Origin of the sequence: Methylocapsa aurea, from assembly GCF_000746085.1 — a bacterium.
Lineage (GTDB): Bacteria > Pseudomonadota > Alphaproteobacteria > Rhizobiales > Beijerinckiaceae > Methylocapsa > Methylocapsa aurea.
Window position 1 is genome coordinate 1 of the sequence record NZ_JQKO01000010.1, and the last position, 26,034, is coordinate 26,034.

The window sequence follows — 26,034 nt, forward strand, 5'->3', positions numbered from 1 at the left end:
GTTCAAGGCGGCGGCTGGACTGGATCCGATTGAGATAGCCGTAGAGGTAGATCTTCAGCAGTGTCGACGGATGATAGGCGGGCCGACCTGTCGCCGCCGGGTGAACGCCCCCAAAGCCAAGCGCCCCGAGATCAAGTTCTTCAATGAAGACTTCGACCACCCGGACAGGGTTGTCCTCGGTCACGTAATCGTCGAGCGTCTCCGGCAATAACAACGACTGCCGTCGGTCTTCACCCTCGACGAAACGCCCCATGACCGGCCCTCTTATATCGAGCCGATTCTAGCAAATTTGGGGCCCTTTTTACACAGTCTGGACCCGAAGCGGGCTTTCGCTGGCGTCGGTCTGAAGGGCCGACGAGGGTAACTGTACCGGTTAGGGTCGACCGGCGACGCGCTTCCAAGACACAGTCTGCGGCGCGGTACATGTGGCCGCGATCGCAATGGCTGCGGATGAGCACTTGCACTCGGCAGCAGCGCAGTCACAAAAAGACCCGGCTATGCGTTCCTTTGACACGGTCGTGGCAATCGCTTCCTTCCTGCGCGCCCAATGCTGTAGTCGAGCCTCGCAGCGACGGCTGTTCTCAAGCCCCCTCGCGGCGACGGCACGTGATGCCGGCGATGCATGCGCGCGTGGACGCGTTGATGATTTCATTGCGCGCGAATTGGTGCGAAATGCGCGAAATTCCACGCGGGCACGCAGAAGAGCGCTGTGGCTAGCGCGTAAAGCGTTGCCACATTTACGATGGTTTTTGAATTTATGGTTTCCCGACGAAAAAGGTCGCCCGGCTCGGACGGTAAATTCAGGAAAGTGATATTTGCCCGGTTTACAATGCCGCGCGCGATCGGCCCAGGGCCACAGATCTAGGAGAACCCACCAGCGTGCCGACGATAGAGATGATCGCGCAAAATCGGATGAACCCGAAAAGCACATGGCTTCTCAAGCACGCGAGAAACGAAAACTCTCAGTTCGGAGAAGACGGAATACTCGCGAAAGCCTTCGCCACCATAGGTAAGCGCAACTCCTGGTGCGTCGAAGCCGGCGCGTGGGACGGCAAATATCTAAGCAACACGCATGCCCTTTTGAACAAGGGCTGGAGCGGCGTCTTCATCGAAGGGAACCCCGAAAAGTTCCCTGCTCTTCAGAACACTTATGAAGGCAATCGAAACGCCCATCTCCTTTCCGCATTGGTCGGAGCCGGAGTTGATGACGGTCTTAACCATCTCCTCGCCAAGACGCCAATACCCCGTGAATTCGATCTGTTGAGTCTCGATATCGATGGTCTAGACTATTACGTCTGGCAAGCTCTGACCCGTTACCGGCCCCGCATTGTCGTCGTCGAGTTCAACCCGACCGTCCCAAACGACGTTGTCTTCGTTCAGGATCGTGATGCATCCCTTAACCAAGGATGCTCGCTGCTTGCGCTGATCAGGCTCGGCAAGGAGAAGGGATATGAGCTGATCGCCGCGACCGACGTGAATGGGATCTTCGTGATAAAGGAGGATTTCCATTGGTTTGGGATTCGAGACAACAGTATTGACGCCATGCATTTTGCCAAGCATTCCGCCCGCGTCTTTCAGGGCTACGACGGCACGATTTTCACTGCCGGCATGCCATGTCTTCATTGGAGTCAACGGAAGATCGGGTTTGAGGATTTTCAGGTTTTGCCGCGGGACCAGCGGCGTTTTGGAGACGCCCCTCCACTCAAGGCAGATTCTCGCTAGGCCGGCGCTAGCAGGAAAGCTTCCGTCGTCAGGATGGCTTTCAAATGCGGAGGAGTCACAGACAGAGCGAATTGCTCTGAGGTCTGCTTCTCGCCCTTTGCAGATAAGCAAACTGACCCACTACCGATCGGCGAGGCGGCTCGAACGTCACTGACCCGTGCGCTCGACACCCTCCTTCAGCCGCCGCAGAACCTCCAGCGAGCCATAGCCATCGGTCGGATGCGCCGCGACGCTGACCTGAAAATCATGGATGGCGTCGCGCGAGGCCTGCCCGAAACGGCCATCGATGGCTCCGCGATAGAAGCCGAGTTTCTCGAGCAATCGTTGAATCTCGGCCTTTTGCGTCCGGCTCAAGAAGGTCTCATTGGCGGGCCAATGGGCGCGCAGGTCGGCCTTCCCATCGATGCGATCGGCGAGAAGCGCCAAGGATAGGGCGTAGGAATCCGAATTGTTATAGAGCTTCAGCACCCAGTAATTTTCCGACAAAAGAAAAGCCGGACCCGCCGCGCCCGACGGCAGAAACAAAGTCGCCTCGCCCGCCGCCGGCAATGGCCCGCCGTCCGCGCTTGAAACGCCGAGGGACGCGAAGGCCGGAAAGCTTCGATGCAGGGAGGCGAAGTCGAACCCCGCCGGGAGGACAACCTCCATTCCCCAGGGCAGGCCGGGCCGCCAGCCGGATTGGCGCAGAAAATTGGCGATCGAGGCCAAACAATCTTGCGGTTTGTCCCAAATGTCGGGAAACGCCGATCCGTCGGCGCTGACCGCATATTTGAGATAGGCCGAGGGGAGAAACTGCGGTCCGCCCATGGCGCCCGCCCAGGACCCGCGCATTTTTTCGCGTGGGACCTCGCCTTTGTCGAGAATGATCAGCGCGCTGATCAATTCGTCGCGGAAGATCTCCCGGTCCGGGCGGCGGTAGGCGAGAGTCGCCAGCGAGCGGATGATGTCCTTAGCCCCGCTCGCGCGCCCAAAATCGGTTTCTATTCCCCAAGCCGCGACGAGGATTTCGTCCGCAACGCCGAAGCGCCGGCTGATTCCGCCGAGTTCCCCGCCCCATGCCTTCTGGGCCGTGCGGCCGCGTTGAATGCGCTCCTTTGATGCGGCCTCCGCGAGATAGGCTTTGAGCGGTTTGTCGAATTCGGCCTGCCGGCTTTGCGCGCTGGGCGCGGTTGGATCGGGTTCGAGCCCCTTCACCGCCGTCTCGAATGTTTCGCGCCGGACGCCCTTTGCTTGCGCGAGCGGCCAGAGATCTTGCAGGAATCGCTGAAAGCCGGCATCGGCCTGAGCAAAGCCGGCGGTGGGTTGCATGAGCCCGGACAGAGCCACTAGGCACAAGATGAGGAGGGCGAACCGCAGCGGCGCCATCTCGTTCAAACCGCGTCCGGTGAAATGGGCTTCTTCCGCCAAAATCTCATTTTTCCTTCGCTCATGGATTGGAAGACGACGTAAAGCATTGGGATCAGGAATATCCCGATGGCGCTCGCCGCGATCATTCCGGAAAACACCGGAGTCCCCACCGCGCGCCGGCTGATCTGCGCCGCGCCATGCGCCGTGACCAGCGGAACAAGGCCGAAAATAAAAGCGATCGAGGTCATCATCACGGCGCGAAATCGCATCCGCGCGCCAAGCACCGCGGCGTCCAAAATCTCCATCCCTTGCTCGCGCTGGTCTTTTGCGAATTCGACGATGAGAATGCCGTTTTTGGCCGAAAGCGCGACGAGCACGACAAGGCCGATCTGGGCGTAAAGATCAAGCGCGAGCCCGGCTCCGAGGACGCCGATGAAGGCACCGAGAACGGCGACCGCGACCGATAGAAGGACGGGAACGGGAATGATCCAGCTTTCATAGAGCGCGACGAGAAAGAGATAGGCGAAAAGAATCGCCAGCGCGAGAATGACGCCGGTCTGGCCGGAGGCTTCGTGCTCCTGATAGGCGGTGCCGGTCCATTCATATGTATAGCCCGGCGGCAAGGTTCTCGCCGAGACCGCGTCCATGGCTTGCAATGCGCTTCCGGAGGAGGTCCCTGGCGCCGGCGAGCCATTGATCGTGACCGAGCGATAATTGTTGTAGCGCGTCAAGACCTGCGGACCGAGAACCGTCCGCATCGAGGCCAGCGATTGCATCGGGACCATCGCATTGGATTTGTTGCGCACATAGATTTGCCAGATCGATGAAAGATCGCGTCGGCCGGCGGCTTCGCCCTGAATATTGACCTGCCAGGTGCGCCCAAAAAGGTTGAAATTGTTGATATAGGTTCCGCCGAGGGTTGCCTGGAGCGAGGCGAAAATATCCGAGATGGTGACGCCGAGCGCTTGCGCCTTGTCGCGGTCGATATCGAGAAAAATCGACGGATTGCTGGCGGTGAAGGTCGAAAACACCCGGGTCAGAGCAGGGTCCTGATTGGCGGCGGCGATCAGCCCCTGCATGACGCTTGTCATGGCGGATGGGTCCTGTCCTTCAAGCGCCTCGAGCTGATATTCGAAGCCCCCGCTTGTCGACAGGCCGATGATCGGCGGAAGGTTGAAGGCGATGACGGAGGCTGTCTTGATTTGGGCCGCTGCGGCGGTGACTTTGGCGATCAATGCCTGCGCCGAATCCGATGCCGCAGGCCGATCGGCGAAGGGCTTCAGCCGGGCCACCATGAAGCCGGCATTTGGTTCGCTGACTCCATCGAGCCGCGAATAGCCGATGATTGCGAAGGTGGACGCCACCTGGGGCAGGTCGAGCAGAAGCCTTTCGATCTGCCGCATGGTTTCGCTGGTGCGCTGAACCGAAGCGCCGTCCGGCAATTGAATCGACAGGAAAAAGGCGCCTTGATCTTCCTCCGGGAGGAAGCCAGTCGGCGTTTGCCGGGCCAGGCTGACGATCCCCGCGCCAAAGGCAAGGACGAGGACAAGGGATAGAAACGCGACACGCGCGAGACGACGCACGGCATTGGCGTAGAAATCGCGCGTGGCGTCGATCGACCGCAGGATCCAACGCATGATCCTGTTCTTTTGACCGCCCGGCCGCAGCACGAGGGCGCAAAGGGCAGGCGATAAAGTCAGCGCGTTCAAAGCCGAGATCAGCATCGCGACGCTGATCGTGACCGCGAATTGCCGAAAAAGCTGCCCCGAGACGCCTGGAATGAAAGCAATCGGCACGAACACCGAGAGCAGCACGAGCGTGATCGCGATGATCGGCGCCGTGATCTGCCGCATCGCTTTTTTGACAGCGTCCGCCGGACTGAGGTCCGGCTCCTCCTCCATCACGCGTTCGACGTTTTCAACGACGACGATCGCGTCGTCGACGACGATGCCGATCGCAAGGACGAGGGCCAGCAGCGAGACCGTATTGGCGGAGTAGCCGACCGCCAAAAGAACCGCGAAGGTTCCGATCAGGCTGACCGGAACGGCGATCGAAGGGATGACGGTGGCGCGCAGGTTGCCGAGAAACAGGAAAACGACGAGGACGACGAGGACGAAGGCTTCGGTCAGGGTGCGGATCACCTCGCGAATCGTATCGGTCACGAATGTGGTCGAATCATAGACCACAATGTATTTCAGCCCCTCGGGGAAGCGCGCCGACACCTTGGCCATGGTTTTTTGGACGAGGCTCGCCGTCTGGACCGCGTTGGCGCCAGGGGAAAGATAAATCCCGATCGCCACCGCCGCCTTGCCGGAAAGGCGGCTTTCATTGTCCATGTTCTGCGCGCCCATCTCGACGCGGGCGACGTCGCGAATGCGCACGACCGAGCCGTCGGAATTGGCGCGCAGGACGATGGCGCCGAATTGATCTGGCGTCGCCAAGCGGCCCTGCGTTTGCAGATTGATCTGAAATTGCTGATCGTCGTCGATCGGCCGCGCGCCAATCCGACCGATCGGAGCCTGAATGTTTTGCGCCTGGATGGCGCTGATAATGTCGGAGGGCGCGAGGCCGAGGCTGACCAGCCTCTCCATATCGAACCAGATCCGCATCGAATATTTGAGATTGCCGAACAGCGAAGCCTGGCCGACGCCCGGCGTGCGCGACAATTCGTCGAGTACGTTAATTGTCGCATAATTGGTGATGAACAGCGGATCCTGCTCGCCGCTCTCGCTGTAGAGCATCATGAATTGCAGAATGGCGGAGGAGCGCTTTTGCACGGTGAGGCCTTGACGCGTCACCTCCAAGGGCAATTGCGCAAGCGCCGTTTGGACCCGATTATTGACATTGACGGTGTCGATGTCGGGCGAACTGCCGAGTTCGAAGCTCACGGTCAGATTGTAGCTGCCGTCATTGCCGCTCGCCGACTTCATGTAGATCATTTTGTCGACGCCGACCATTTGCGCTTCAAGCGGTTGGGCGACCGAGCTTTCAACGACCTCGGCGGAGGCCCCAGGGTAGGCAGCGGTCACCTGGACCTGAGGCGGCACGATCTCGGGAAATTGCGACACCGGGATGCGAAGCAGAGCGAGAGCGCCCGCGATCGAGATGACGATCGCCAAAACAATCGCAAGCCTGGGACGATCGACGAAAACCGAGGAAAACATCCAGGCGCCTCAAAGCTGCCGGTTAGAGCATATTCCGAACAGATTGGTTCGATCTGTTCGACGAGAATAGGCTCAGACTTTTTAACACTGGAGCGATTTCCGGAATGACTCAATTCGATCGGAAAGCGCTCTAAATCTTTGTATTATCGCATTTTCTTAACGCGAACGGGCATCCACTTCGCTCGAAAACGCCCTATCTACTCGAACCGGGTCCCGCGCCCGCGCGCATCGGCGGCGGCGTCGCCGGCCCCGCCGACACTGGTTGTCCTGGCCGGACGCGTTGCAGTCCTTCGACGACGACCATGTCGCCTTCCTTCAGCCCGCTTTCGACTGCGGCCGTGGTTGGCGTAGACTGGCCGAGCGTCACGTCTTGGCGCTGGGCTTTATTGTCCCGATCAACGACATAGACATAGTCGCTGCGCTGGTCCGAGAGGATCGCCGCACGAGGAACAGCCAGGATCTCGATTGGTTTCACGCCTTCGAGAGAGACGCTCACGAATTCGGCATCGGCCAGTTCGCGCAAAGCGCCTCCGCTCGTGGCCCGCGCCGCCAGCGGCGGATTGGGGATCACCGCGCGCAGCAAAATCGTATCCGTCGAGGCCTGGACGGTATTATCGACGAAGTCGAGTTTGCCGGCTTGATCGTAGAGGCGGCCATCGGGCAGCTTGATCCGGACGACGACCGCATTGAAGCCGCCTTTTCCGGCATAGCGCTCACGCAAGCCGAGTTCGGCGCGAACCGAGACCGGAAAAACCACATACATTGGATCTTGTCCGACGACGGTCACGAGCACGCCGCTGCTTGGACCAACGACATTGCCTGGCGTGACGGCCGTGCGCCCGATCTTGCCGTCGATCGGCGAATTGATGATCGTATAATCCAGGTTGATTTGCGACTGCTTCACATTGGCCTTGGCGCCGAGCAATTGCGCCGCAAAGCTGCGCTGCGTCGCCAGCGTCGCGTCAACCGTGGCTTGCGCCCCGGCTTGCGTGGTCAGCAGTTTTTGCGCGCGTTCGAGCGAGATGTTCGCATTTTCCAATTGCGCCTCGATCTGGGCGGCGACAGCCTTTTTGGCTTCGAGATCGGCTTCGAATGGACCGCGTTCGAGCTTGTAGAGCACTTGCCCTTGCTTGACCTCGGCGCCGTCCTTGAAATCGACCTTCTCGAGAAAAGCGGTCACCCGCGCGACGATGTCGACCCGGTTGATCGCCTGGATGCGGCCGATGAATTCATTGGTTTCGGTGATCGGCCGCCGTTCGATCCTGACGACGCCGACCGCGGGCGGCGCGCCGGGCGCGACTTGAGCAAAGACGATTGAGGTCGATAGGAGCAGGAGAGACGCGATGGCGGCGGAAGGCGCAAATCGGGCCAGGCGCCGAAAACGCGCCTTTGCGCCGGCGAGGCCGTCGAGCCAAAGCCATGCCGCGAGCAGGAACGGCGCGGCGCGGATGGAGCGGCGTGATGGAGGTTGGTTCAGCACGAAGGTCTCGACCGCTGGAATCCCCTATGCATGCGTCGGCGGAGACTGCAAGCCGGGCGCGCGTAGAGCAACTCAAGGGGAAACTGCTTGTCTCGCGTCTCGTTCCGCTGGGGCCTTGGCTCCTTGCTTGATCTTTCTCCAGCTGGCCATGCAGCGCGGTTTTATCGTCCCGCCTCTGGTGGCTGTGGTTCGCTCTCACCGGCGAGGAAGGATACGAGGCTGGCGACCGGATTGGGCGCGGTCTCGGGGGCCGGAGCCGCCTCGGGAATCGGGTTGGGCGAGGACTCAATGGGAGGCGAGGAGGCCGTCCGCAGCGTGGCGAGCGCTTTCTTGGTTTTCGCTGTGTAATAATAGCCGCTGCTGAAGAGCGTCACCGCCCGGTTCTCGTCGCCATCTGCGAGCGCATAGGCATTGGCGAGATAGGGCACCGCATAAGTGAGGTTGATCTTGGGATCGAGCAGCCCCTTCGCGGGTCCCTTGTAGCCCATCTCACGGGCGGTCGCGTGCTTGATTTGCATCAGGCCGAAGCAGGCGCGATGGACGAGGCCGGAATGATAGCGGCTTTCCCGCATCACGATGCGATGGACGAGCGGTTCGGGCACGCCGTGCATTCGGGCCTGACGCGCGATCAGTTCGTCATAGGCCTTTGGCCGCTCGAACGACCCCGCGTGACTGACTGACCCGACGAGCGACGCCGCGAGGGCGCCCAACAGACTGCGCAACATCATTCATGCCTCCGCCACTAACCAGTTGGCGGCGGAATGTGGCGGGAAAGCGGCATCGTGGCCGAGACGCCGCGCTTGGCCGCGAGGTGTTGCCGAGCGACCATAGTTTTGCGGATCGGGCGGTGGTTAGAGCTGGCGCTCGATCAACAGGTTCTTGATCTCGGCGATGGCCTTGGCCGGGTTCAACCCCTTGGGGCAGGCCTTGGCGCAGTTCATAATCGTGTGGCAGCGATAGAGGCGAAACGGATCCTCGACATTGTCGAGCCGTTCGCCGCCGGCTTCGTCGCGCGAGTCGATGAGCCAGCGATAGGCCTGCAACAGGACGGCGGGGCCAAGATAGCGGTCGCCATTCCACCAATAGCTCGGGCAAGACGTCGAACAGCAGGCGCATAAAATGCACTCATAGAGGCCGTCGAGTTTGGCGCGATCCCGCGGCGACTGCCGCCATTCCTTCTCGGGCGCCGGCGTCGTCGTTTGCAGCCAGGGTTCGATCGAGGCGTGCTGAGCGTAAAAGCCGGTGAGATCGGGAACGAGATCCTTCACCACCGACAAATGCGGCAGCGGATAGATTTTCACGGCGCCCTTGATTTCGTCCATGCCCTTGGTGCAGGCGAGCGTATTGGTCCCGTCGATATTCATCGCGCAGGAGCCGCAGATGCCTTCGCGGCAGGAGCGCCGGAAGGTCAGGGTCGGATCGACCTTGGATTTGATCCAGATGAGGGCATCAAGGACCATCGGCGCGCAATCGTCGCGATCCACATAGTAAATGTCGATGCGCGGGTTCTGCGTTTCGTCGGGGTTCCAGCGATAGATGCGGAACTCTTTGAGTTTTTTGGCGCCCGCCGGCTTCGGCCAGGTCTTGCCGGCGATGGGACGCGAGTTGGTGGGAAGCGTGAGTTGGACCATCGTCAGTTCGTCCCAAATGTCTTTGTCGCCGTAAGGCTTGGTTCGCGGCGCGGCGCTGGCGCTGCGCTCAATACACGCGCTTCTTCGGTTCGATCGAATGCATCTCGTTGGTCATTGTCTGGCTGTGCACCGGGCGATAATCGATCGCGACGGTCCGCGCGTTGGCGTCGATCGAGGCCAGCGTGTGCTTCATCCATTTGACGTCGTCGCGTTCGGGGTAATCCTCGCGCGCATGGGCGCCGCGCGATTCCGTGCGATTGGCGGCGCCGATCATGGTGACGACCGCCTGAACGATGAGATTGTCGAATTCCAAGGTTTCCACCAGGTCGGAATTCCAGATCAGCGACCGGTCGGTGACTGAAATGCGATCCTTGGCCGACCAGACCTCTTGGATGAGTTTCGAGCCTTCATCCAAAGTGGCGCCGGTGCGGTACACGGCGCAATTGTTCTGCATGACAGTCTGCATTCGCAGCCGCAGTTCGGCCGTGGAAATATCTCCCTTGGCATGGCGGAAACCGTCGAGGCGCGACAGGGCGAGATCGGCGGAACTGGCCGGAAGTTCAGCCTGTTTCGCGCCCGCCGTCACGAGTTCTGCGGCGCGAAGGCCAGCAGCCCGGCCAAAGACGACGAGATCAATCAGCGAATTCGAGCCGAGCCGGTTGGCGCCATGGACCGAGACGCAGGCGGCCTCGCCAATCGCCATGAGGCCGGGCACAACCTGATCCGGATTGCGTCCCTTCTTGATGACGACTTCGCCATGAAAATTGGTCGGGATGCCGCCCATGTTGTAATGCGCGGTCGGAATGACCGGGATCGGCGCCTTGGTGACGTCGACGCCGGCGAATATCTTGGCGCTTTCGGAAATGCCTGGCAGGCGCTCGTGCAGAACTTTCGGGTCGAGATGCTCGAGATGGAGATGGATATGATCCTTCCCCTTTCCGACGCCGCGCCCTTCGCGGATTTCCACCGTCATTGAGCGCGAGACAATGTCGCGCGGGGCGAGGTCCTTCACCGAGGGCGCATAGCGCTCCATGAAGCGCTCGCCTTCGGAATTGGTCAGGTAGCCGCCTTCGCCGCGCGAGCCTTCGGTGATGAGGCAGCCCGCGCCATAGATGCCGGTCGGATGGAATTGGACGAATTCCATGTCTTGCAAGGGCAGGCCGGCGCGCAGCACCATCGCATTGCCGTCGCCGGTGCAGGTATGCGCGGAGGTCGCGGAAAAATATGCGCGTCCATAGCCTCCGGTCGCCAGAATCACAAGTTGCGCGCGGAAGCGGTGGATGGTGCCGTCGTCGAGCTTCAGGCAGACGACGCCGCGGCACCGCCCGTCCTCCATGATGATGTCGATCGCGAAATATTCGATGAAGAATTCGGTCTCATGCCGCAACGCCTGACCATAGAGCGTATGCAGCATGGCGTGGCCGGTGCGGTCCGCCGCGGCGCAGGTGCGCAGAGCTGGCGGACCATTGCCGAATTCAGTGGTCATGCCGCCAAAGGGACGCTGATAGATGCGGCCGTCCTCGGTCCGGGAGAAGGGCACGCCCCAATGCTCGAGTTCGTAGACGGCGGCGGGCGCGTTGCGGCAGAGATATTCGATCGAGTCCTGATCGCCGAGCCAGTCCGACCCCTTGACGGTGTCGTACATGTGCCATTTCCAATTGTCGGGCCCCATGTTGGCGAGCGAAGCGGCGACCCCGCCCTGCGCCGCGACCGTATGCGATCGCGTCGGAAAAACCTTGCTGATGCAAGCCGTGCGCAGCCCAGCCTTGGAGCAGCCGACCGTCGCGCGGAGGCCGGCCCCGCCGGCGCCGACGACGATGACGTCGTAACTGTGATCGGTGATCGGATAGGCGGCGCCGTTGATGGCCGGCGCGGCGCTTCCATTCGATTTAGTGTTGGAGGCCATGCTCTCGCCTTTCGAAAATTTACCTGCATCGGCGGCCATGCGCCGGGGCCCATTCTTCGCGGTGGTCTGGACCAACGATTCTAGGCGAGGCTCAACTTTAGGACCGCGAAAACGCAAGCCAGACCTACGCAAATCGAGAAGAAAATATTGGCGATGAGCGACAAATCCTTCAGATGCGCCGAATGAACATAATCTTCGATGATCGACTGCATCCCGAGCTTCATATGATAGACGCCGGACAGGATGAAAAGCAGCATCAGAAGCGCCGGAACGGGTCGTCCGAGCTCTGCTCGCACCGCAGCGTAATCCTTGCCGACAAGCGAGAGGATGATCCAGACGAAAGCAATCGACAAAGGCAGAAGCGCGAAGGAGGTGACGCGCATCCGCCAATCGTCCGCCGCGCCGGAGGGCGCTGCGCCACGGAAACGCGCTTGTCCCGCCGCAGCTCGCTTCGATGTGGAATCATTCCGCATGATAGCCTGTCCCCTCATTTCCCGCGTGCGCTGAATTCTCCGCAGGCATGGCCGTCCGGGCGCATTTTGCTGTCTTAGAAAGACTTGCGGCGTCAGAAAGACTTGCCGCTTCTGAAGATCTTGTGACTTCCGCCTGCCCCGCTAGGGCATAGAATAAGAGATTCAACGGCGTGACCTCAATGCGCGGAAAAAGCCAGGATCCAGACCGCCGCCGTCAGGGCGATGCCGCCGGCCAGCGTGGCTTGCGCCAGCCACTCGCGTTGCGGATGCTCGAACCCTCGTCCCGCGTCCCAGATCATGTGACGGACGCCGCCAAGGAGATGATGGAACAGGGACCAGGTGAACCCTAACAAAATAAGCTTGCCGGCGATCGAATTAAAGAAAGCGGCCGCGGCCGCGAAGCAGGCGGCGTCGCTCGATGCGGCGATCAGGAACCAGGCTAGCAACAGCGTGCCAGCGTAAAGCGCCGCGCCGGTGATGCGATGCGCGATCGACATCATCATGGTCAGCGTCGGGCGATATATTTGTAAATGCGGGGACAGGGGCCGTCGGCTTTCCCGGTCGCCGGCGCTCAACTTAACCTCGGCCATGGACTTGCAACTGACCTCCGTGAAACCCGCTGCCACCCCTTAACCCAAACCAAGCTGTGGGGCAACGCATCTGAGCCATGAAATTAGCCCCTCGCCCAAATCAAAGCGTTGGGCCGGATCCTGTTTCGGTTGCCAAATTGCGCGGCTCGGTAGAAAGACATTAAGGCCTGAGCCGGCGCCGGCGGAAGAGGCCGTGGACCCTTTTCGTGGAAGCGGGCGGCGGGGTCGGGGCCGCAAACGATGCAACGGAAGACGCCGGGCGGGCTCGTTGGTTCGTGAAGGCGCGGAGGCCCACTTTCGGTCCGAAGGCGTTCTATCGATGGCGGTGTTGGAAATGGGAAAATGCATGATCGGCAAGGGCGCCCGTTTCATCGCGTTTCTTTCGCTTGCCGGGTGGCTCGCTTCGGCCCCAATGGGTTTTCTGGCGGCGTTCGCCGTCTGGCCTGCGCCTGCATCCGCCGCCACGGGGCGGATCTGGATCGAGTCGGGCGGTGTCTCGCGCTCGGCGATCCTCGTCCAGCATCGGCGTCTCAAGCAAGCGCGCCGCCCGGTCGTCATTGTCTTGCGCAGCGGCAAGGAGCGGCGCCCGCACCGGCGGCTCTTCGGGCTTGAAGAAATGGCGCGGAGTTCCGGCCCGATCCTGCTCTATCCGGACCCGGCCGCAGGCCATTGGAGCGATGCGCCAGGTCATGAAGCCAGTCGCGATCAGGCTTTCATTCGCGATTTGATCGGCAAGCTCGTCTCTGACGGAATCGCGGACCGGCGTAGAATCTTTATCGTTGGCATCTCCAGTGGCGGGCTGACGGCTTTGCGGCTCGCGTGCACCGAATCGACTATGTTCGCCGGCGCCGCCGCGATCACCGCCAGCCTGCCCGCGGATCTTGCGGTCAATTGCAGGCCGTCGCGGCCGCTCCCTTTGATGATGATCGCCGGCACGCACGATCCGCTGGTTCCCTTCCTTGGCGGAAAGGCAAATTTACCCGATAGCAAGCTTGAGCTTCTGCCAGTCCAGGCGACGCTTGGCGTCTTCGGAAAGGCGGCTGGTTGCGGCGAGGGTCATACAACCACGGTCTTTCCCGATAGGGATCCCAACGATGGAACCCGCGTCTTTTTTGACAAGCTGAACGGATGCGCGGCCCCGGTCGAACTGGTTCGAATTGAGGGCGGCGGTCATGCGATCCCCGGGCATGGGAATGGAGCCGAGGCCGCGATCGGCCCTCGCAACAGCGATGTCGACAGCGCCAAGCTCATTTGGGATTTTTTCCGCCGCCTCGGCGGCTGATCCTCGCCGCGCGGCGGTCGCTGGAGCTCGACGTCTTTAGGCGGCGTCGAGCTTTAGTCGGCATGACCCGACATTCGGGCTAGCGCCGCCTGCAAGGCTTCGGCGTCGCCGGTCACGCTCAAGGTCTTCAGTCGGCTGCCGCCGCCGGATTCGAGGCGCACCGATGCGGCCGGAGTGCGAAGCGTCTTGGCGACCAGCCGGAGCAGGGCTTCGTTGGCCTCGCCATTCTCGGGCAGGGCGCGGACGCGGACTTTCAAGATCGTGCGGCCGTCTGAAAGACGGTCGATGCCGCCGATTTCGTCGCGTGAGCTTTTTGGCGTCAGGCGCACGCGGATGATGAGTTCATCGGCGCCGCGCCGGCTCCAGGGAAACGCCGCGGCCGTTTCCGCCATCTAGAATGCGTAGGGATAGGCGTTGAGCGCGTTTCTAATCAATTCCTGGAGAAACCAAATCAGGAAAATGAGAACGACAGGCGAGATATCGATGCCGCCGAGGTCGGGAAGGACGTTGCGGATCGGGCGCAAGACGGGTTCGGTGAGCGCGTTGAGCAATTTCCAGATGGAGCGAACAATATCATTATAGGTGTTGACGACGTTGAAGGCGATCAACCAGGACAGGATCGCCGAGGCGATGATCACATAAATATATAGGCTCAGAATCTGATAGATAACATCTAGAAGGGCGCGCATCAGGGACTCCAAGGCTTTAGCCTATTCGTCGTTCGTTTACCGGGCGGGCGCGGCGCTGGCAAGTGCCGGGCGCGAACGGCGCTTTTGCTCCAGGGCTTCGCGTGCGCGTTATCGGCGCGTTGGCGCAAGCCGATCTGCGCAACCGGCTTGCGCCGGCAACCACACTCGCGTAAACAGCGGCGCGAAGGGGCTGTAGCTCAGTTGGGAGAGCGCTGCAATCGCACTGCAGAGGTCAGGGGTTCGAATCCCCTCAGCTCCACCAGAATGCTCCTGAATTCCGAGGGTCCGGGTCGGCGGGAGTCTTAGCGCCTCGTGGCAAGGCGAGGCGGTTCAGTCGGTCGCCTTTTCGATCGCCTGCATGTCGTCGTCGGACAGGCCGAAATGATGTCCGATCTCATGCACGAGGACATGGGTGACGACGGCGCCGAGCGACTCCTCCCGATCCGCCCAGAAATCGAGGATCGGCCGACGATAAAGCCAGACCATGTTCGGGAATTGTCCTGTCGCCAATGTCGCTTCGCTTTGCGCGCGGCCACGGCCGCGAAACAGGCCAAGCAGGTCGAATTCGCTTTCGCATTGCATCTCGTCCAGCGTCTCCTCGTCGGGAAAATCCTCGACGCGAATGACGAGGCCCTCGCATAGGCGGCGGAACTCTTCCGGCAGGCCGGCAAAGGCCGCCTCGGCCATGAGGTCGAAATCGGCGATCGAAGGCGCTGCGACATTGGTCCAGTCGAATTGCGTGCGGCTCATGCGGAGAACCTTCGTGCGCCAGCGGGCCTCGCGCCATGTTCTTTGTGAGAAAGCTTGTTCAAGGACTGACCTATCCGCCAAGGCCGCGCGCGCGGTCGCGCCGTCTGATCCGGACGTAGAGGGCGCCAGCCCCGCCATGCGGGCGCGTGGCCTCCTCGAACCCGACGACGATCGAATGATACTCCGGGCCACGGAGCCATTGCGGCACGCTGCGCCGCAGGACGCCGGCTGTCCCGTCCTCCGAAGGGCCGCGCTCGCCCTTGCCGGTCACGACGAGGACAAGCCGCGCGCCTTCGCGCTGCGCGCCCAATAAGAACTGATGCAAGGCTGAGAAAGCCTCCTGCCGGCGCATCCCGTGCAAATCGATCGCGGCGTCGGGCGCCGCCCGTCCGCGCGAAAGCTTTTGCCGCAAGCGCCGTTCGAGCGGCGCGAGCGGGGGAATTGGGGGGCGCACCGCTGGCTTCTGCCGCGCATCCGGCTTTTGGCCGGGAATAATGCTTTTGGGCTCGGCGCCTTCAGGCGACCCTGAGACGCCATTTGGCATTGGCGCTGGCATTTGCGGAGGATCGGGCAAATGGCGTCCGGCGCGCGGCGCGACGCTTCTGGTCACCGCAAGCCAAAGCTCGATTTCCTCCGCGCTGAGCCGGCGCAGTCGGCCATTGCCGAAAGAGGCGCTGTTTTCCTTCACCGGTTCGAACCCTCTTCGACGGGAAGAAAAATGACGAAATCGCCCGCGTGGCGAATATCGCCCGCCCTCGCGCCGGCGTCATCCCCCGAGCCGAAAAAAATGTCGGCGCGGGCGGGGCCGGTAATCGCCGAGCCGGTATCCTGCGCGATCATCAGACGCCGGAACGGCGCGGCAAAGGGTTCTCGCCAAGGGATGTTGGCGGCGATCCAGACCGGCAGGCCATAGGGCCAAATTGTGCGGTCGATAGCGATCGAGCGCAAAGGGGTAAGGCTGAGCCCGGCGCCGCCGATCGGGCCGGCGGAGGGGTCGAGTTCGCTGTCGAGGGCGAAGAAGACATAGGATTTATTGCGCGCCATCAGCGCCGCGCCGGCCTCGAAGGGCTGCTGGCCATGGTCGCGAACCCATTGTTTGAGCGCGGCGAGCGACATGTCGGCTTCGGCGATTTCGCCGCTCTCGATCAGGATGCGCCCGATCGAGGCATAGGGCTGGCCATTGCGGCCGGCATAGACCAGGCGCAGGATCTCGCCATCCGGCAGGCGGACGCGCGCCGAGCCTTGCACCTGGATGAGAAAGACCTCGATAGGGTCGCGCAGCCAGACGAGCGGCGCCGTATGCCCGGCGATCGCCCCGGCCTCGATCGCGGCGCGGTCGGGATAGGGCGCGAGGCTTTGGTCGCCGGCTCCCGCGCGGGCGCCGCTGGCGGGCGAGATCAGATCGTCCGGGCGGGACAGGAGAGGCGCCGTAAAATCGGCGTTCGGCGTGAGCGATCCCGCCACGATCGGCTCGTAATAGCCGGTCAGGAAGGCGCCGCTTTGGGTGTTGTCTCGACCTTTCTTGTGGCCGTTCGAACCTTGCGTCAGAACGCGGCAGGGCCGGAAATGGGCCTCGAAAAAGCGCCGCGCCCGCGCCCGATCCCCTACATCCTCGGTCAGGGCGCGGCGGCAGATGGCTTTCAGGGCGGGGGAGGGCGCGATTCCTTCGCGTAAAGGCGGCCGATCCTCGACGATCGCGGCGCTGGATCGAGCGAAAACCTGAAAGGCCTCGAAATGATCGTCCTCGCCGAATCCTTCGAGATCGGCGAAAGCCAAATCCTGGAGCGCGTAATTTTGCGGAGGAGGCGCCCTATCCGCGGTGGAGCCTCGGGGCGAGGAGGCGTCGGGCATCATTGCAGGCGCTTTGCAACATCAATTTCCGGGCCCTGTCGCGATCAGCTTCCAGTTAGGATCACGCGAGCCGAGGTCTCGCGCGAATGTCCAGACATCATTGATTTCGACGACTTTTTCCGGGCTTCCTTCGATCACCGTCCCGCTTTGATCGCGGGTTGCGGTAATAATCTTGGCGGCGAAGCGCAAAGTGATCTGGGCGGAACCACCAAGCAGCTCCGCATCGTCGATCGTCGCCTTGTCGATCGAAACGAACGTCGTCTCGACTTTCGCGCCGCGCTTTTCCCGCTCGACGAGGGCCGCGTTGAAGCTGTCATAAACATCCTTGGCCAAAAGATGCTCCAGCACATCGCGATTGCCCGCCGCGAAAGCGGTGATGATCATCTCATAGGCGGATTTGGCCCCGTTGATAAAGGGGTGAATGGCGAAGGAGGAATCAGCCGCGGCGATCGAATCAAGGCCGGCCCAGGCTTTCGAGCCGGGCTCCGCAAAGTCTTTCCAGCGTTGCGTCCAATCGGCTGCGACCCCGCCGGCGTATGCTGGCGCCGCTCCCGGCAAAGTGATGACGTTGCTGGGATCGCCGGCGCCGTTGCGCGGCGCGTCCGGCGTCCGGTTCAGGAATGGATTGCTCGGCGGCTTTTCCGAGCCGCTGCGCGTTCCGAGGATGGAGCGCAACTTCCACACGACAAAAGCGGCGAGGAGCGCGAAAATGATCGTCGTCACGTCGAATGAATCTTGCATCTCTTTAGCTTGACGCCTCGGTTTCGGCCAGGGATGTTGGCCCTGCAGGAATCTTTATCATATATTTGCATCTGGGAAGAGAAACTGCCGAAGTCCAGTTTCGACGATTGGCCGTTTGGCTCCGACTTCGATCGAAGGGCTCGCCCATGCCTCTACCGGTCAAGTTCATGCTTTTCTTCGGGCTCTGGCTCGTCGCTGAGTTTGTCGCCTTCGCTCTGATCGCGGACAGGCTTGGCTTCAGCGGCGCCGTTATGCTGTGCCTCATGACCAGCCTCGCGGGCGCCGCGATGTTGCGGCGTCTGGGGCTCAACGCCGCCGTGCGCTTGCGCCGTGCGCTTTCAAAACGCGCGCGCGAGCAAGGAGTTCTCTCGCGTGAGGCGATGCTCGACGGCACCCTCGCCGGGCTAGGATCGATCCTGTTGATCCTTCCGGGCTTTGTTTCGGACTTTGCCGGACTTGCCCTGGCCGCGCCGTCGATCCGGATATGGGTGATGGAACGCCTCCAACTTGGCAAGTTGGGCCGCCCGCCCGTCGGCCAGCGCGCCGCGCCGAAGGTCATTGAACTCGCCCCTCAGGAATGGGCGAGGGTCGACGATGGCGGCCCTCGCGCGGGCCGAACCGCGCCTTAGGCCATGATCCTAAGAAGTTGCGGCCTTTTCGGACAAAATCATGCGTCAGAACAAGGAGATATGCTTTAGCGCAGGATAGCTGGCGTCGCTCAAGGCACGTTTTCGGGGCGCAGAAAACCGGCCAAGTTGCCCTTTGTCGGGATCAAGCGGTCCGCTCGTCATGGGTTTCGCTGGCGGCGTCGCGGCGCCTCTCCGAACTGGGGAGGCGCTGCTCGAACAGGGCCCGCGCCAACGAAAACAAGGGCGCGGCGAGCCGGTTCAAATCCTCGGCCCGGGCGACGAAACGCCCGCCATCCGTCAATTCGCGATCGAGCGCCGCCATGGTCGAGGCGAGGCCGGGATCGTCATCGCGGAACCAGACCCTCAGAACGCGCGCCCAGGCCAGCGCCAGGCCTTGCAGCTTGACCGCGCCGACGGCTCCCTCCGAGTCTATTCCCGCAGCCTCAAGCATGAAGCGCATCGAATTGATCGCCACCTGATTGATCGCCGCAGCGGCGAGCGGATCGCGCCGCGTCCAGTCTGAAACGCCTTCGAGGCCAAGCTTGTAGGGCGTCAAGGCGTCGAGGCGGCGCATCAGGACGTCGAACAGGCGCTCCTTGGCCGGCTCGCCGATGAGATCGTCGCCGGTGGACTCGAGAACGATTTTGTCGATCTTTCGGGAGAAGGCGGCGAGGACAGCGCCCTTCGAGGGAAAGAGATCGCGGAAGGCAGAGAGCGAAACATTCGCCCTCGTCGCCACGTCCGAGATCGAAATATCCTCCCAATTGCGTTCGCCGGCCAGCTCCAGCAGCGCCTCGATGATCGCGCTTTTCGCATCCAGAGGCGCGGGCGTGATCTCTACGACGCCGGATTCGCCGCCAATCTCGGCCTTGTCGTCGCCGTCATCTTTGTCGACCATGTTCGCCTCCAGGATCAAAATTCCTATTTCCGCCCTGCTTATCTAGCGCCCGCGCCGCAGGGTTCCAAGGCGCCGTCCGTAAGAGCGCGCCGACTTCGACCCGCGCGCGGCGGAAAAGTCTTGCAACGCCGCTTTGCGACGTCAGGAAAGTGCTGAGTTGGCTTTAACTTTTTGTTTGATCTCATTTTTCTTAACGCGTTCCGGCCTCGGCCTCGCTCGAAAGCGCTCTTTCGGCGATCAATCCCTTATGCGCATCGGCGCAGGACTCGTTGACCGGAATGAAACGGCCGTTTCTCAAGGTTAAGCTACATCCCAAACTATTTGTCGATCGCAGGCTATAAACCACCTCTGGAAGCACGAAAACGTTTCCAAATGGCGCGGCGAACGAGACGAAGCCGAATTGTTTCGGATCGCCCGCGATTGAAGCGCATTTCTGCCAGGCGCGAATTTCTTCGCCATTGTTAAGGGCGACCATGCATTTCGACTGGTTCAGATCGACCAAGGCTTGGACTTCGGACGCCCGGACATAATTGACGACGCCTTCGGCATGGGTCGCGATCGCGATATAGGGGTCGCCACCCGCCGCGCCGGCCGCTCCCTCAAGACCCTGTTGGATCAGCGCCGCCGCTAGCCAGACTCGCAGAGGGCGGCGGCGGGCGGGCGCTTTGCAGTTCTGGCCCTGCGAGCGACGCGTCATCCTGACAGGGCCTCGGCCCGCTGCTGCGCCGCTTTGACGGCGCGCTCGATCAGCGGCGCCAGTCCGTCTTGCGCCATCAGGACCTCGAGGGCGGCGGCGGTCGTTCCGCCACGCGATGTCACGCTTTCGCGCAGCTCAGCCGGCGTGCTGGCGTCGTTTCTGAACAATAATTCGCCGGCGCCCTCCACCGTCGCGCGGGCCAACCTGGCGGCGGCGTCGGCGGGAAGCCCAAGAGCCGCCCCCGCTTGCGCCAAACATTCGGCGAGATAGAAGACATAAGCGGGCCCGGAGCCAGACACGGCGGTGACGGCGTCAATGAGGCCTTCGTCGGCAAGCCATTCGATCCGGCCCGTCGCGCCAAGCAGCGCCTCGGCAAGGGCGCGCTGCTCCAGCGTCACCGTCTCGTTTGCGGCGACTCCAGCGATGCCGCGGCCCACTGCGGCAGGCAGATTGGGCATCGCCCGGACGATCGCATGGGCTTGCGGAAACCGGGCCGAGATATTGGCGATTGTCTTGCCTGCGAGGACCGAAATCACGAGCGTGCGCGGACCGGCGAGCGGCGCCAGGACACCGGCCTCGTCGAGAACCTGCGGCTTGATTGCAAGGACCAGAACCTCGGGCGGGTTGGCCGCCGCATTGAGCGTGAATCCTCGCGCCGCCGCAAGTTCGAGGATTGTTCGGGAGGGTTGCGGATCGATGACGCCGATGCGGCGCGGGTCAAGTCCCTGATCGAGCCAGGCTAGCAACATGGCCCCGCCCATTTTGCCCGCCCCCGCCAGAACGAGGGAGGCGGGGAAACGATCGATGCCCGACGCCGCCATGTTTAGGCTTCGCCCTTGGTTTCGAGCATGACGGTGTCGATCGCCTCGCGCCCGGTCTTGCCGGCCCAGACGACGAATTGAAAGGCCTGATAATAGCGCTCGCAAGCGCGCACCGCGCTGGTGAGGACGGTTTGGCACTGCTGCCCGTTCAGCTCGGCGCCCCCGGCGAGGAGCAGCGCATGGCGGAACATGATGACCCCGTCGCTCGGCCAGATGTCGAAATGCCCGATCCATAATTGCTCATTGATGAGCGAGACGAGGGTGACAAGTTCGATGCGGCGCGCGCTTGGGGCCTTGAGATCGAAGGCGCAGGCTACGTGCAGAGCCTCCAAGTCGGAAAGCCAGGTGAATGCGATGCTGTAATCGGTCCAGCTGCCGGCGACGGAGATCGAGATTTCATCCTCTTCGTCGCGATCGAACGGCCATTGATTATGCGCGGCCAGCCTTTCGATGATGTCGACGGGATGTTCGGTGCGCAGGGCTTCGAATTGCAAGAGCGACATTCCATGGCCTTCAGGACAAAGCAGCCTTAAAGCGCTTCCGCTTCAAGGGCGCGACAAGCAAGACGCTGCGGCGCGAACACAAGGGCGCGAACACAAATGAAGAAGGACCGCTGGCCGCCGCGAATTGGCGCGCGACTCAAAAATCCGTTCCACAATGCGAGGGAATCACAACGTGGCCTCCTTATGCAACAGGCCGGATCGAAATTGTCCCCCGCAAAGCAAGTTTCGCAACAGGGCGAGGTGGGTTCGGCCCTGCGCCTTGCGCCAGGACTGCTTGTGGACAAAAAATTGCCGGGCGCGATTTAATTTGTGGGGATTATCAGCCGACAACGGCGATCATTTCGCGTCCGCGCCTCAAACTCCGGCGTGCACAGCAGGCGCCAGTTTGGCCGTGGGAAGTTTGGACAAACCATCAGGCAAACGCGAAATGCTTCGCATCACGGCGTTGGCTCGCAGCCAGGACGCTGACGGGCGCGCGAACCGATGCTCCGTATTGCCCAACCGAAGGCGGATCAAAAAACCTCGCACCGGAAAGGGGCATTATAGCCAGCGGCGAGGAGGCGGGTTGCTATCTGGAGGCGTGGCCGAATCGTTCGGTCCGGCCTGACCGCCGCCGCCTCTGAACGCCTTGTAGGCGAGAAAAGCCAAGACGCCCATCAGGATTTTCGACAGTCCCCCACCGCTATTCCCGCCCCCGCCGCTATTTCCGCCGGGTTGAGGCTGACCCCGCGGACCGTTCTGCATGCCTCGAAGGATATCGCGTAGGGCCATTTTCGTCTCCTCAAGCCGCGCGCCCACATCGGGCGGGCTGCGTCGAAACGCCTCCAGGACGGCGGCGTTCCCGATCGGACGCGAAATCCTTTCCCAATCCGGCAATGAACCGCCGGCCTAACCGAGAAAGCCAAACCTGCGTTTTGGATCGCCAAAGCGAAGCCTTGGCAGGCCTCACTCCCGCGCGGTCTTGGCCTTCTTGGCGAGCTCGGCCTCGAGCGCGGCCACTTTTTGCCCCAGTTTCTCGTTTTCGTCGCGGGCCTTCGCGGCCATCTGCTTGACCGCCTCGAACTCCTCGCGGGTCACGACATCCATCGTCGCGAGCAGGCGCTCCAGCTGACTTTTCATCGCGGTTTCGGCCTCGCGACGGACGCCTTGCGCCATTTCCGTGGCGTCGGTCATCAGCCGCGTGAAATCCTCGAAAACCCGGTTCTGCGCCATTATCCAAACTCCAAAATTGACGGCCCATATAGCATGCTGCTTTTCAAGCCGACATGGGGCCGTTGCGGTATTATCGCAAGATCGGCCGGTCCGCCTTGACGCGGCTTTGCCGTCATCGCATCACCTGCGGACGCCGGGAGCGCCCATGCCGAGTCTTATTGCCTATCCAAGCATCGATCCAGTGCTGATCGCGCTTGGCCCTTTCCCGATCCGCTGGTACGCGTTGGCTTATATCGCGGGGCTTGTTCTCGGCTGGGCCTATGCGCGCGCGCTGGTCAGGCGCGCCTCCCTTTGGGGCAAAGCGCCGCGGCCGGACCTCGCCTGCATCGACGATCTTCTGGTCTATGCCGCCCTCGGCGTCATCATCGGCGGCCGGCTCGGTTATGTGCTTTTCTATAATCCGGCCTATTATTTTGCAAACCCGATGGAAATCGCGGCGGTGTGGAAAGGCGGGATGGCGTTTCACGGAGGCCTCGCCGGAACCGCGCTCGCCATCGTCCTGCTCGCGCGGCGGCGCGGCGTTTCGGCGCTCTCCCTCACCGATGTCTGCTGCGCGGCGGTTCCGATCGGGATTGGCCTCGGGCGCATCGCCAATTTCATCAAGCCGGAGCTGTGGGGCCGGCCGAGCGAGGCGCCTTGGGCGATGATTTTTCCCGGGGCCGGACCGCTGCCGCGCCACCCAAGCCAGCTCTATGAGGCGAGCCTCGAAGGTCTGGCGCTGTTTGTTTTGCTCTTTATCGCGATTCGGATGGGCGCGTTGCGCCGACCGGGTCTCGTTACTGGACTTTTCGCCGCCGGCTATGGCCTAGCGCGAATCGCCTGCGAATTTTTCCGCGAGCCCGACCCGCAGCTCGGTTTCCTGTTCGGCGGAGCGACCATGGGAATGCTGCTGTCCCTGCCTTTGATCGGCGTCGGCGTCTATTTCGTTCAGCGCGCCTACCGCAAGGCGGCGGCCCTGGCATGAATGCGCTCGCGACCATCATCCGCGATATGATCGTGGAGGACGGGCCGATCAGCCTTGAGCGCTATATGGCGCTCGCGCTGGGCCATCCGGCGCATGGCTATTACCGAACCAAAACGCCGCTCGGGGCGTCAGGCGATTTCATCACCGCGCCTGAGATCAGCCAGATGTTCGGCGAATTGATCGGCCTCTGGTGCGTCGAGGTCTGGCGCCTGATGGGCGAGCCGAAGTCCCTCCATCTCGTCGAATTGGGCCCCGGCCGCGGAACCTTGATGGCCGATCTCTTGCGCGCCGCGCGGGTCGAGCCGAGGTTTCGCTCCGCCATCGACCTGCATCTTGTCGAGACGAGCGCGCCTCTGCGGCGCAGCCAGCGCCAGGCGATCGAGGGCTGCGGCATCCCCGCAAGCTGGCATGAGAGCATCGAGGAAGCGCCTTCTGGCGCAGTGATCGTCATCGCCAATGAGTTTTTCGACGCCTTGCCGGTGCGCCATTATGTCCATCAGGACGGCGGCTGGCGCGAGAGACAGGTCGGTCTCGATGCGCAGGGGCGGCTGAGTTTCGGCCTTGCTCCCGAACCCGAGCCGGGACTTTCCGCGCCTGGAGCGCATGGCGAGATTCTCGAGGTGGGGCTTGCGGCCTCCCACCTGATGCTGACGCTGGCGACGCGGATCGCGGAGCAGGGCGGCGCGCTTCTCGCCATCGATTACGGCTATTGCGAACCCTCGCGCGGCGAAACCTTGCAGGCGGTGCGCCGGCATGGATTCGCCGATCCCTTGCATGATCCGGGCGAGGCCGACCTCACCGCGCATGTCGATTTTTGCAGCCTCGAGCGGGCCGCGCGCGCTGCGGGGGCGCAGGTTCATGGACCCGCGCCGCAAGGTCAATGGCTGGCCCGGCTCGGCATTTTCGAGCGCGCCGCAATGTTGCGGAGCCACGCCGACCAGAGCCAATGCGCGGCTATAGACGCGGCGCTGGAGCGCCTCGCCGGGACGCCCGGCGCCGATAGCGCGACCGATATGGCGCGGCTCTTCAAGGTTCTCGCGGTGACGCCGCCGGACTTTCCGGCGCCTCCCGGATTTGAAATGGAGTCGCCATGACGCAAGACGCAGCCGCTCCGATCAGCGCCAGCCTGCTCGAGGCAACGGGCGTGCGGCATGGATTTTTTACGCGGGCGGGCGGCGTCTCCGCCGGGCTCTACGCTTCGCTGAACGGCGGCGTCGGATCGAAAGACGATCCAAGATCCGTCGCCGAAAATCGGCGCCGGATGGCGGCGCATCTCCAGGTCGATGCCGAATGCCTCCTCGTGCCCTACCAGGTCCATTCGCCGGACGCCTTGATCGTGAGCGCGCCCTTTGCCGAGCGTCCGCGCTGCGACGCGCTGGTGACCTCGACCCCCGGCGTCGGCCTTGGCGTGACCGGCGCCGATTGCGGCATGATTCTTTTTTCCGATCCCAAGGCCGGGGTGATCGGAGCGGCCCATGCCGGCTGGAAAGGGGCCTTGACCGGCGTGATCGAAGCGACGCTGGAGGCAATGGAGCAACTCGGCGCCGAACGCGCTTCGATCGTCGTCGCGCTCGGCCCGGCGATCGGCCCGGAAAGCTACGAGGTCGGTCCCGAATTCATCGAACGATTTTGCGCACAGGCGCGGGACTACGAGCGCTTTTTCGCCGCCTCGTCCAGGGCCGGGCATTTCATGTTCGATCTGCCCGGCTTTATCGGCGGGCGGTTGCAGGCGGCCGGAATCGAGCGTTTCCAAAATCTCGCGCTTGACACTTACGCGGACCCGGAGCGGTTCTATTCCTACCGCCGTTCGGTGCATCGGCAGGAGGCGGATTATGGCCGCTTGGTGTCGGCGATCGCGCTGGTTTGATCCTCGTAATCCACCCCCGCCAGATAAAGCCCCTCTGGCGGCGCGAGCGGTCCGCAGCGGCGCCGGTCGCAAGCCTCGAGCGCCGCCAGCACGTCCATGGGGCGCCATTTGCCGGAGCCGACATTTTCCAGCGAGCCGACCATCGAGCGCACCTGCGTGTGCAAGAACGAGCGGGCGGCGGCGTGGATGTGAATCTCTTCGCCGGTCCGAACAATATCGAGCCGCTCCAACGTGCGCACGGGGCTTTCGGCCTGACACTCGGAGGCGCGGAAGGTCGAGAAATCATGGCGGCCGAGGAGGAGTTGCGCGGCTTTGTGCATGGCCTGCGCATCGAGCTTGCGCTTGACCAGCCAGGCCTGGCCCGCCTCGAAGGTCAAGGGCGCGCGTCGATTGACGATTCGGTAAAGATAGCGCCGCCGAACCGCCGAGAAGCGCGCGTCGAACGCGGCGGGAACCGGTTCGGCCGAAAGAATCGCGACGGGGTTGGGCCGCAAATGTGCATTCAGGGCCTCGCGCAAAAGATCCCCGCGCCAATCCTTGGGCAGATCGGCATGAGCGACTTGGCCGCTGGCATGGACGCCGGCGTCGGTCCGCCCGGCGCCACGGATCGCAATGTCCTGGCCGCATAGAGCCTTGAGCGCGGTCTCGATTGCCTCCTGGACGGAAATCCCATTGGTCTGCCTTTGCCAGCCGACATAGGGCGCGCCATTATATTCGATGGTCAGCTTATAGCGCGGCATCGGGTCTTCTGTTTGATGTTCAGCGTGATCGCGTTCAAGAAATGCCCAGCTTTTTGGGATTATGCCGGCGACCCGCC

Annotated in this window: 27 protein-coding genes and 1 tRNA gene; 7 read left to right on the forward strand and 21 right to left on the reverse strand. The window is 62.4% G+C overall.

All coding sequences use genetic code 11. The annotated features are described in order from the left end of the window. On the reverse strand, nucleotides 1–253 hold a 253-nt coding region (locus DL86_RS07680), incomplete at its 3' end, for a transposase (RefSeq protein WP_036259986.1). Nucleotides 254–894: 641 nt separating this feature from the next. Between DL86_RS07680 and DL86_RS07685 the strand changes: the two genes are divergently transcribed. Continuing rightward, a complete protein-coding gene (locus DL86_RS07685) occupies nucleotides 895–1,722 on the forward strand; it encodes a hypothetical protein (RefSeq protein ID WP_051952952.1) in 828 nt (275 codons plus the stop codon). A 147-nt stretch (nucleotides 1,723–1,869) separates the two neighbouring features. On the opposite strand, the gene DL86_RS07690 is transcribed toward DL86_RS07685, so the two are convergent. From DL86_RS07690 to sdhC, 8 genes are all read right to left on the reverse strand, one after another. Further along, complete coding sequence (locus tag DL86_RS07690; RefSeq protein WP_245276297.1) at nucleotides 1,870–3,129, reverse strand: lytic murein transglycosylase; 1,260 nt, start codon at nucleotides 3,127–3,129, stop codon at nucleotides 1,870–1,872. Then, on the reverse strand, nucleotides 3,093–6,233 hold the full coding sequence (locus tag DL86_RS07695; RefSeq protein ID WP_036259988.1) for an efflux RND transporter permease subunit: 3,141 nt from the start codon (nucleotides 6,231–6,233) through the stop codon (nucleotides 3,093–3,095). The genes DL86_RS07690 and DL86_RS07695 overlap by 37 nt, the downstream gene beginning before the upstream one ends. 193 nt (nucleotides 6,234–6,426) lie before the next feature. Then, nucleotides 6,427–7,713: an efflux RND transporter periplasmic adaptor subunit gene (locus DL86_RS07700; protein WP_425348906.1), complete on the reverse strand. Its 1,287-nt coding sequence runs from the start codon at nucleotides 7,711–7,713 to the stop codon at nucleotides 6,427–6,429. 161 nt (nucleotides 7,714–7,874) lie between these two features. Beyond that, nucleotides 7,875–8,441, reverse strand: a complete 567-nt coding sequence (locus DL86_RS07705) for a lytic transglycosylase domain-containing protein (RefSeq protein ID WP_245276299.1) — start codon at nucleotides 8,439–8,441, stop codon at nucleotides 7,875–7,877. A gap of 123 nt (nucleotides 8,442–8,564) precedes the next feature. After that, nucleotides 8,565–9,344 (reverse strand): succinate dehydrogenase iron-sulfur subunit, encoded by a 780-nt coding sequence (locus DL86_RS07710; protein ID WP_036259989.1) that lies wholly within the window; start codon nucleotides 9,342–9,344, stop codon nucleotides 8,565–8,567. Between the two features lie 67 nt (nucleotides 9,345–9,411). Then, complete coding sequence (gene sdhA / locus DL86_RS07715) at nucleotides 9,412–11,250, reverse strand: succinate dehydrogenase flavoprotein subunit (RefSeq protein WP_036260220.1); 1,839 nt, start codon at nucleotides 11,248–11,250, stop codon at nucleotides 9,412–9,414. Nucleotides 11,251–11,330: 80 nt separating this feature from the next. Then, nucleotides 11,331–11,723 (reverse strand): succinate dehydrogenase, hydrophobic membrane anchor protein, encoded by a 393-nt coding sequence (sdhD, locus tag DL86_RS07720; protein WP_036259991.1) that lies wholly within the window; start codon nucleotides 11,721–11,723, stop codon nucleotides 11,331–11,333. Nucleotides 11,724–11,899: 176 nt separating this feature from the next. Continuing rightward, complete coding sequence (gene sdhC, locus DL86_RS07725) at nucleotides 11,900–12,313, reverse strand: succinate dehydrogenase, cytochrome b556 subunit (RefSeq protein WP_051952954.1); 414 nt, start codon at nucleotides 12,311–12,313, stop codon at nucleotides 11,900–11,902. A 319-nt stretch (nucleotides 12,314–12,632) separates the two neighbouring features. On the opposite strand from sdhC, the gene DL86_RS07730 reads away from it, so the two are divergent. Then, a complete protein-coding gene (locus tag DL86_RS07730; protein ID WP_051952956.1) occupies nucleotides 12,633–13,595 on the forward strand; it encodes a CE1 family esterase in 963 nt (320 codons plus the stop codon). 53 nt (nucleotides 13,596–13,648) lie between these two features. Here DL86_RS07730 and DL86_RS07735 read toward each other — a convergent pair whose 3' ends face one another. Then, complete coding sequence (locus DL86_RS07735; protein WP_036259993.1) at nucleotides 13,649–13,987, reverse strand: DUF167 family protein; 339 nt, start codon at nucleotides 13,985–13,987, stop codon at nucleotides 13,649–13,651. Continuing rightward, nucleotides 13,988–14,284: a YggT family protein gene (locus DL86_RS07740; RefSeq protein WP_036259995.1), complete on the reverse strand. Its 297-nt coding sequence runs from the start codon at nucleotides 14,282–14,284 to the stop codon at nucleotides 13,988–13,990. A gap of 186 nt (nucleotides 14,285–14,470) precedes the next feature. On the opposite strand from DL86_RS07740, the gene DL86_RS07745 reads away from it, so the two are divergent. Continuing rightward, nucleotides 14,471–14,546 (forward strand) — tRNA-Ala (locus tag DL86_RS07745). Nucleotides 14,547–14,614: 68 nt separating this feature from the next. Here the strand turns inward: DL86_RS07745 and DL86_RS07750 are convergent. The 4 genes from DL86_RS07750 to DL86_RS07765 form a co-directional block, all read right to left on the reverse strand. Continuing rightward, nucleotides 14,615–15,034 (reverse strand): metallopeptidase family protein, encoded by a 420-nt coding sequence (locus tag DL86_RS07750; RefSeq protein ID WP_036259997.1) that lies wholly within the window; start codon nucleotides 15,032–15,034, stop codon nucleotides 14,615–14,617. Nucleotides 15,035–15,104: 70 nt separating this feature from the next. Beyond that, entirely contained in the window at nucleotides 15,105–15,722 is a 618-nt protein-coding gene (locus DL86_RS07755) for a Smr/MutS family protein (protein WP_036259998.1), read from the reverse strand. After that, nucleotides 15,719–16,888: a murein transglycosylase A gene (gene mltA / locus DL86_RS07760; protein WP_342585859.1), complete on the reverse strand. Its 1,170-nt coding sequence runs from the start codon at nucleotides 16,886–16,888 to the stop codon at nucleotides 15,719–15,721. The genes DL86_RS07755 and mltA overlap by 4 nt, the downstream gene beginning before the upstream one ends. Nucleotides 16,889–16,906: 18 nt before the next feature. Next, nucleotides 16,907–17,626: a Tim44/TimA family putative adaptor protein gene (locus DL86_RS07765; RefSeq protein WP_036259999.1), complete on the reverse strand. Its 720-nt coding sequence runs from the start codon at nucleotides 17,624–17,626 to the stop codon at nucleotides 16,907–16,909. Nucleotides 17,627–17,772: 146 nt separating this feature from the next. Here DL86_RS07765 and DL86_RS07770 point away from each other — a divergent pair, with 146 nt between their 5' ends. Then, nucleotides 17,773–18,255: an FxsA family protein gene (locus DL86_RS07770; RefSeq protein WP_084572780.1), complete on the forward strand. Its 483-nt coding sequence runs from the start codon at nucleotides 17,773–17,775 to the stop codon at nucleotides 18,253–18,255. A gap of 142 nt (nucleotides 18,256–18,397) precedes the next feature. Here DL86_RS07770 and DL86_RS07775 read toward each other — a convergent pair whose 3' ends face one another. The 5 genes from DL86_RS07775 to DL86_RS07800 form a co-directional block, all read right to left on the reverse strand. Further along, the gene (locus tag DL86_RS07775) at nucleotides 18,398–19,153 is read right to left on the reverse strand and encodes a TetR/AcrR family transcriptional regulator (protein WP_051952958.1); all 756 of its coding nucleotides are present in this window, start codon (nucleotides 19,151–19,153) and stop codon (nucleotides 18,398–18,400) included. A gap of 190 nt (nucleotides 19,154–19,343) precedes the next feature. Next, the gene (locus DL86_RS07780; RefSeq protein ID WP_036260001.1) at nucleotides 19,344–19,850 is read right to left on the reverse strand and encodes a hypothetical protein; all 507 of its coding nucleotides are present in this window, start codon (nucleotides 19,848–19,850) and stop codon (nucleotides 19,344–19,346) included. Then, nucleotides 19,847–20,671 carry a pyrroline-5-carboxylate reductase gene (gene proC / locus DL86_RS07785; protein WP_036260002.1) on the reverse strand — a complete coding sequence of 275 codons (825 nt, stop codon included), beginning with the start codon at nucleotides 20,669–20,671 and terminating at the stop codon, nucleotides 19,847–19,849. The genes DL86_RS07780 and proC overlap by 4 nt, the downstream gene beginning before the upstream one ends. 2 nt (nucleotides 20,672–20,673) lie before the next feature. Then, the gene (locus DL86_RS07790; protein ID WP_036260004.1) at nucleotides 20,674–21,174 is read right to left on the reverse strand and encodes a type III secretion system chaperone family protein; all 501 of its coding nucleotides are present in this window, start codon (nucleotides 21,172–21,174) and stop codon (nucleotides 20,674–20,676) included. 945 nt (nucleotides 21,175–22,119) lie between these two features. Then, nucleotides 22,120–22,386, reverse strand: a complete 267-nt coding sequence (locus DL86_RS07800) for an accessory factor UbiK family protein (RefSeq protein ID WP_036260006.1) — start codon at nucleotides 22,384–22,386, stop codon at nucleotides 22,120–22,122. Nucleotides 22,387–22,531: 145 nt separating this feature from the next. Between DL86_RS07800 and lgt the strand changes: the two genes are divergently transcribed. Genes lgt through pgeF form a run of 3 tightly spaced genes read left to right on the forward strand, consistent with a single transcriptional unit; the run spans nucleotide 22,532 to nucleotide 25,217 of the window. Next, the gene (gene lgt, locus DL86_RS07805) at nucleotides 22,532–23,350 is read left to right on the forward strand and encodes a prolipoprotein diacylglyceryl transferase (RefSeq protein WP_036260008.1); all 819 of its coding nucleotides are present in this window, start codon (nucleotides 22,532–22,534) and stop codon (nucleotides 23,348–23,350) included. Beyond that, nucleotides 23,347–24,444 (forward strand): class I SAM-dependent methyltransferase, encoded by a 1,098-nt coding sequence (locus DL86_RS07810; protein WP_036260010.1) that lies wholly within the window; start codon nucleotides 23,347–23,349, stop codon nucleotides 24,442–24,444. Before lgt ends, DL86_RS07810 begins: the two co-directional genes overlap by 4 nt. Then, nucleotides 24,441–25,217 carry a peptidoglycan editing factor PgeF gene (pgeF, locus tag DL86_RS07815; protein ID WP_051952961.1) on the forward strand — a complete coding sequence of 259 codons (777 nt, stop codon included), beginning with the start codon at nucleotides 24,441–24,443 and terminating at the stop codon, nucleotides 25,215–25,217. The genes DL86_RS07810 and pgeF overlap by 4 nt, the downstream gene beginning before the upstream one ends. Here the strand turns inward: pgeF and truA are convergent. Then, nucleotides 25,181–25,957, reverse strand: a complete 777-nt coding sequence (truA, locus tag DL86_RS07820) for a tRNA pseudouridine(38-40) synthase TruA (protein WP_036260012.1) — start codon at nucleotides 25,955–25,957, stop codon at nucleotides 25,181–25,183. The genes pgeF and truA overlap by 37 nt on opposite strands. Nucleotides 25,958–26,034: the final 77 nt, after the last annotated feature.

Coding starts and splice junctions, on each gene's coding strand:
- DL86_RS07685 (WP_051952952.1), top strand. CDS start 895: ATGATCGCGCAAAATCGGATGAACCCGAAAAGCACATGGCTTCTCAAG.
- DL86_RS07695 (WP_036259988.1), bottom strand. CDS start 6,233: ATGTTTTCCTCGGTTTTCGTCGATCGTCCCAGGCTTGCGATTGTTTTG.
- DL86_RS07705 (WP_245276299.1), bottom strand. CDS start 8,441: ATGATGTTGCGCAGTCTGTTGGGCGCCCTCGCGGCGTCGCTCGTCGGG.
- DL86_RS07710 (WP_036259989.1), bottom strand. CDS start 9,344: ATGGTCCAACTCACGCTTCCCACCAACTCGCGTCCCATCGCCGGCAAG.
- sdhA (WP_036260220.1), bottom strand. CDS start 11,250: ATGGCCTCCAACACTAAATCGAATGGAAGCGCCGCGCCGGCCATCAAC.
- sdhD (WP_036259991.1), bottom strand. CDS start 11,723: ATGCGGAATGATTCCACATCGAAGCGAGCTGCGGCGGGACAAGCGCGT.
- sdhC (WP_051952954.1), bottom strand. CDS start 12,313: ATGGCCGAGGTTAAGTTGAGCGCCGGCGACCGGGAAAGCCGACGGCCC.
- DL86_RS07730 (WP_051952956.1), top strand. CDS start 12,633: ATGGCGGTGTTGGAAATGGGAAAATGCATGATCGGCAAGGGCGCCCGT.
- DL86_RS07735 (WP_036259993.1), bottom strand. CDS start 13,987: ATGGCGGAAACGGCCGCGGCGTTTCCCTGGAGCCGGCGCGGCGCCGAT.
- DL86_RS07740 (WP_036259995.1), bottom strand. CDS start 14,284: ATGCGCGCCCTTCTAGATGTTATCTATCAGATTCTGAGCCTATATATT.
- DL86_RS07750 (WP_036259997.1), bottom strand. CDS start 15,034: ATGAGCCGCACGCAATTCGACTGGACCAATGTCGCAGCGCCTTCGATC.
- mltA (WP_342585859.1), bottom strand. CDS start 16,888: ATGATGCCCGACGCCTCCTCGCCCCGAGGCTCCACCGCGGATAGGGCG.
- DL86_RS07765 (WP_036259999.1), bottom strand. CDS start 17,626: ATGCAAGATTCATTCGACGTGACGACGATCATTTTCGCGCTCCTCGCC.
- DL86_RS07770 (WP_084572780.1), top strand. CDS start 17,773: ATGCCTCTACCGGTCAAGTTCATGCTTTTCTTCGGGCTCTGGCTCGTC.
- DL86_RS07775 (WP_051952958.1), bottom strand. CDS start 19,153: ATGGTCGACAAAGATGACGGCGACGACAAGGCCGAGATTGGCGGCGAA.
- DL86_RS07780 (WP_036260001.1), bottom strand. CDS start 19,850: ATGACGCGTCGCTCGCAGGGCCAGAACTGCAAAGCGCCCGCCCGCCGC.
- proC (WP_036260002.1), bottom strand. CDS start 20,671: ATGGCGGCGTCGGGCATCGATCGTTTCCCCGCCTCCCTCGTTCTGGCG.
- DL86_RS07790 (WP_036260004.1), bottom strand. CDS start 21,174: ATGTCGCTCTTGCAATTCGAAGCCCTGCGCACCGAACATCCCGTCGAC.
- DL86_RS07800 (WP_036260006.1), bottom strand. CDS start 22,386: ATGGCGCAGAACCGGGTTTTCGAGGATTTCACGCGGCTGATGACCGAC.
- lgt (WP_036260008.1), top strand. CDS start 22,532: ATGCCGAGTCTTATTGCCTATCCAAGCATCGATCCAGTGCTGATCGCG.
- DL86_RS07810 (WP_036260010.1), top strand. CDS start 23,347: ATGAATGCGCTCGCGACCATCATCCGCGATATGATCGTGGAGGACGGG.
- pgeF (WP_051952961.1), top strand. CDS start 24,441: ATGACGCAAGACGCAGCCGCTCCGATCAGCGCCAGCCTGCTCGAGGCA.
- truA (WP_036260012.1), bottom strand. CDS start 25,957: ATGCCGCGCTATAAGCTGACCATCGAATATAATGGCGCGCCCTATGTC.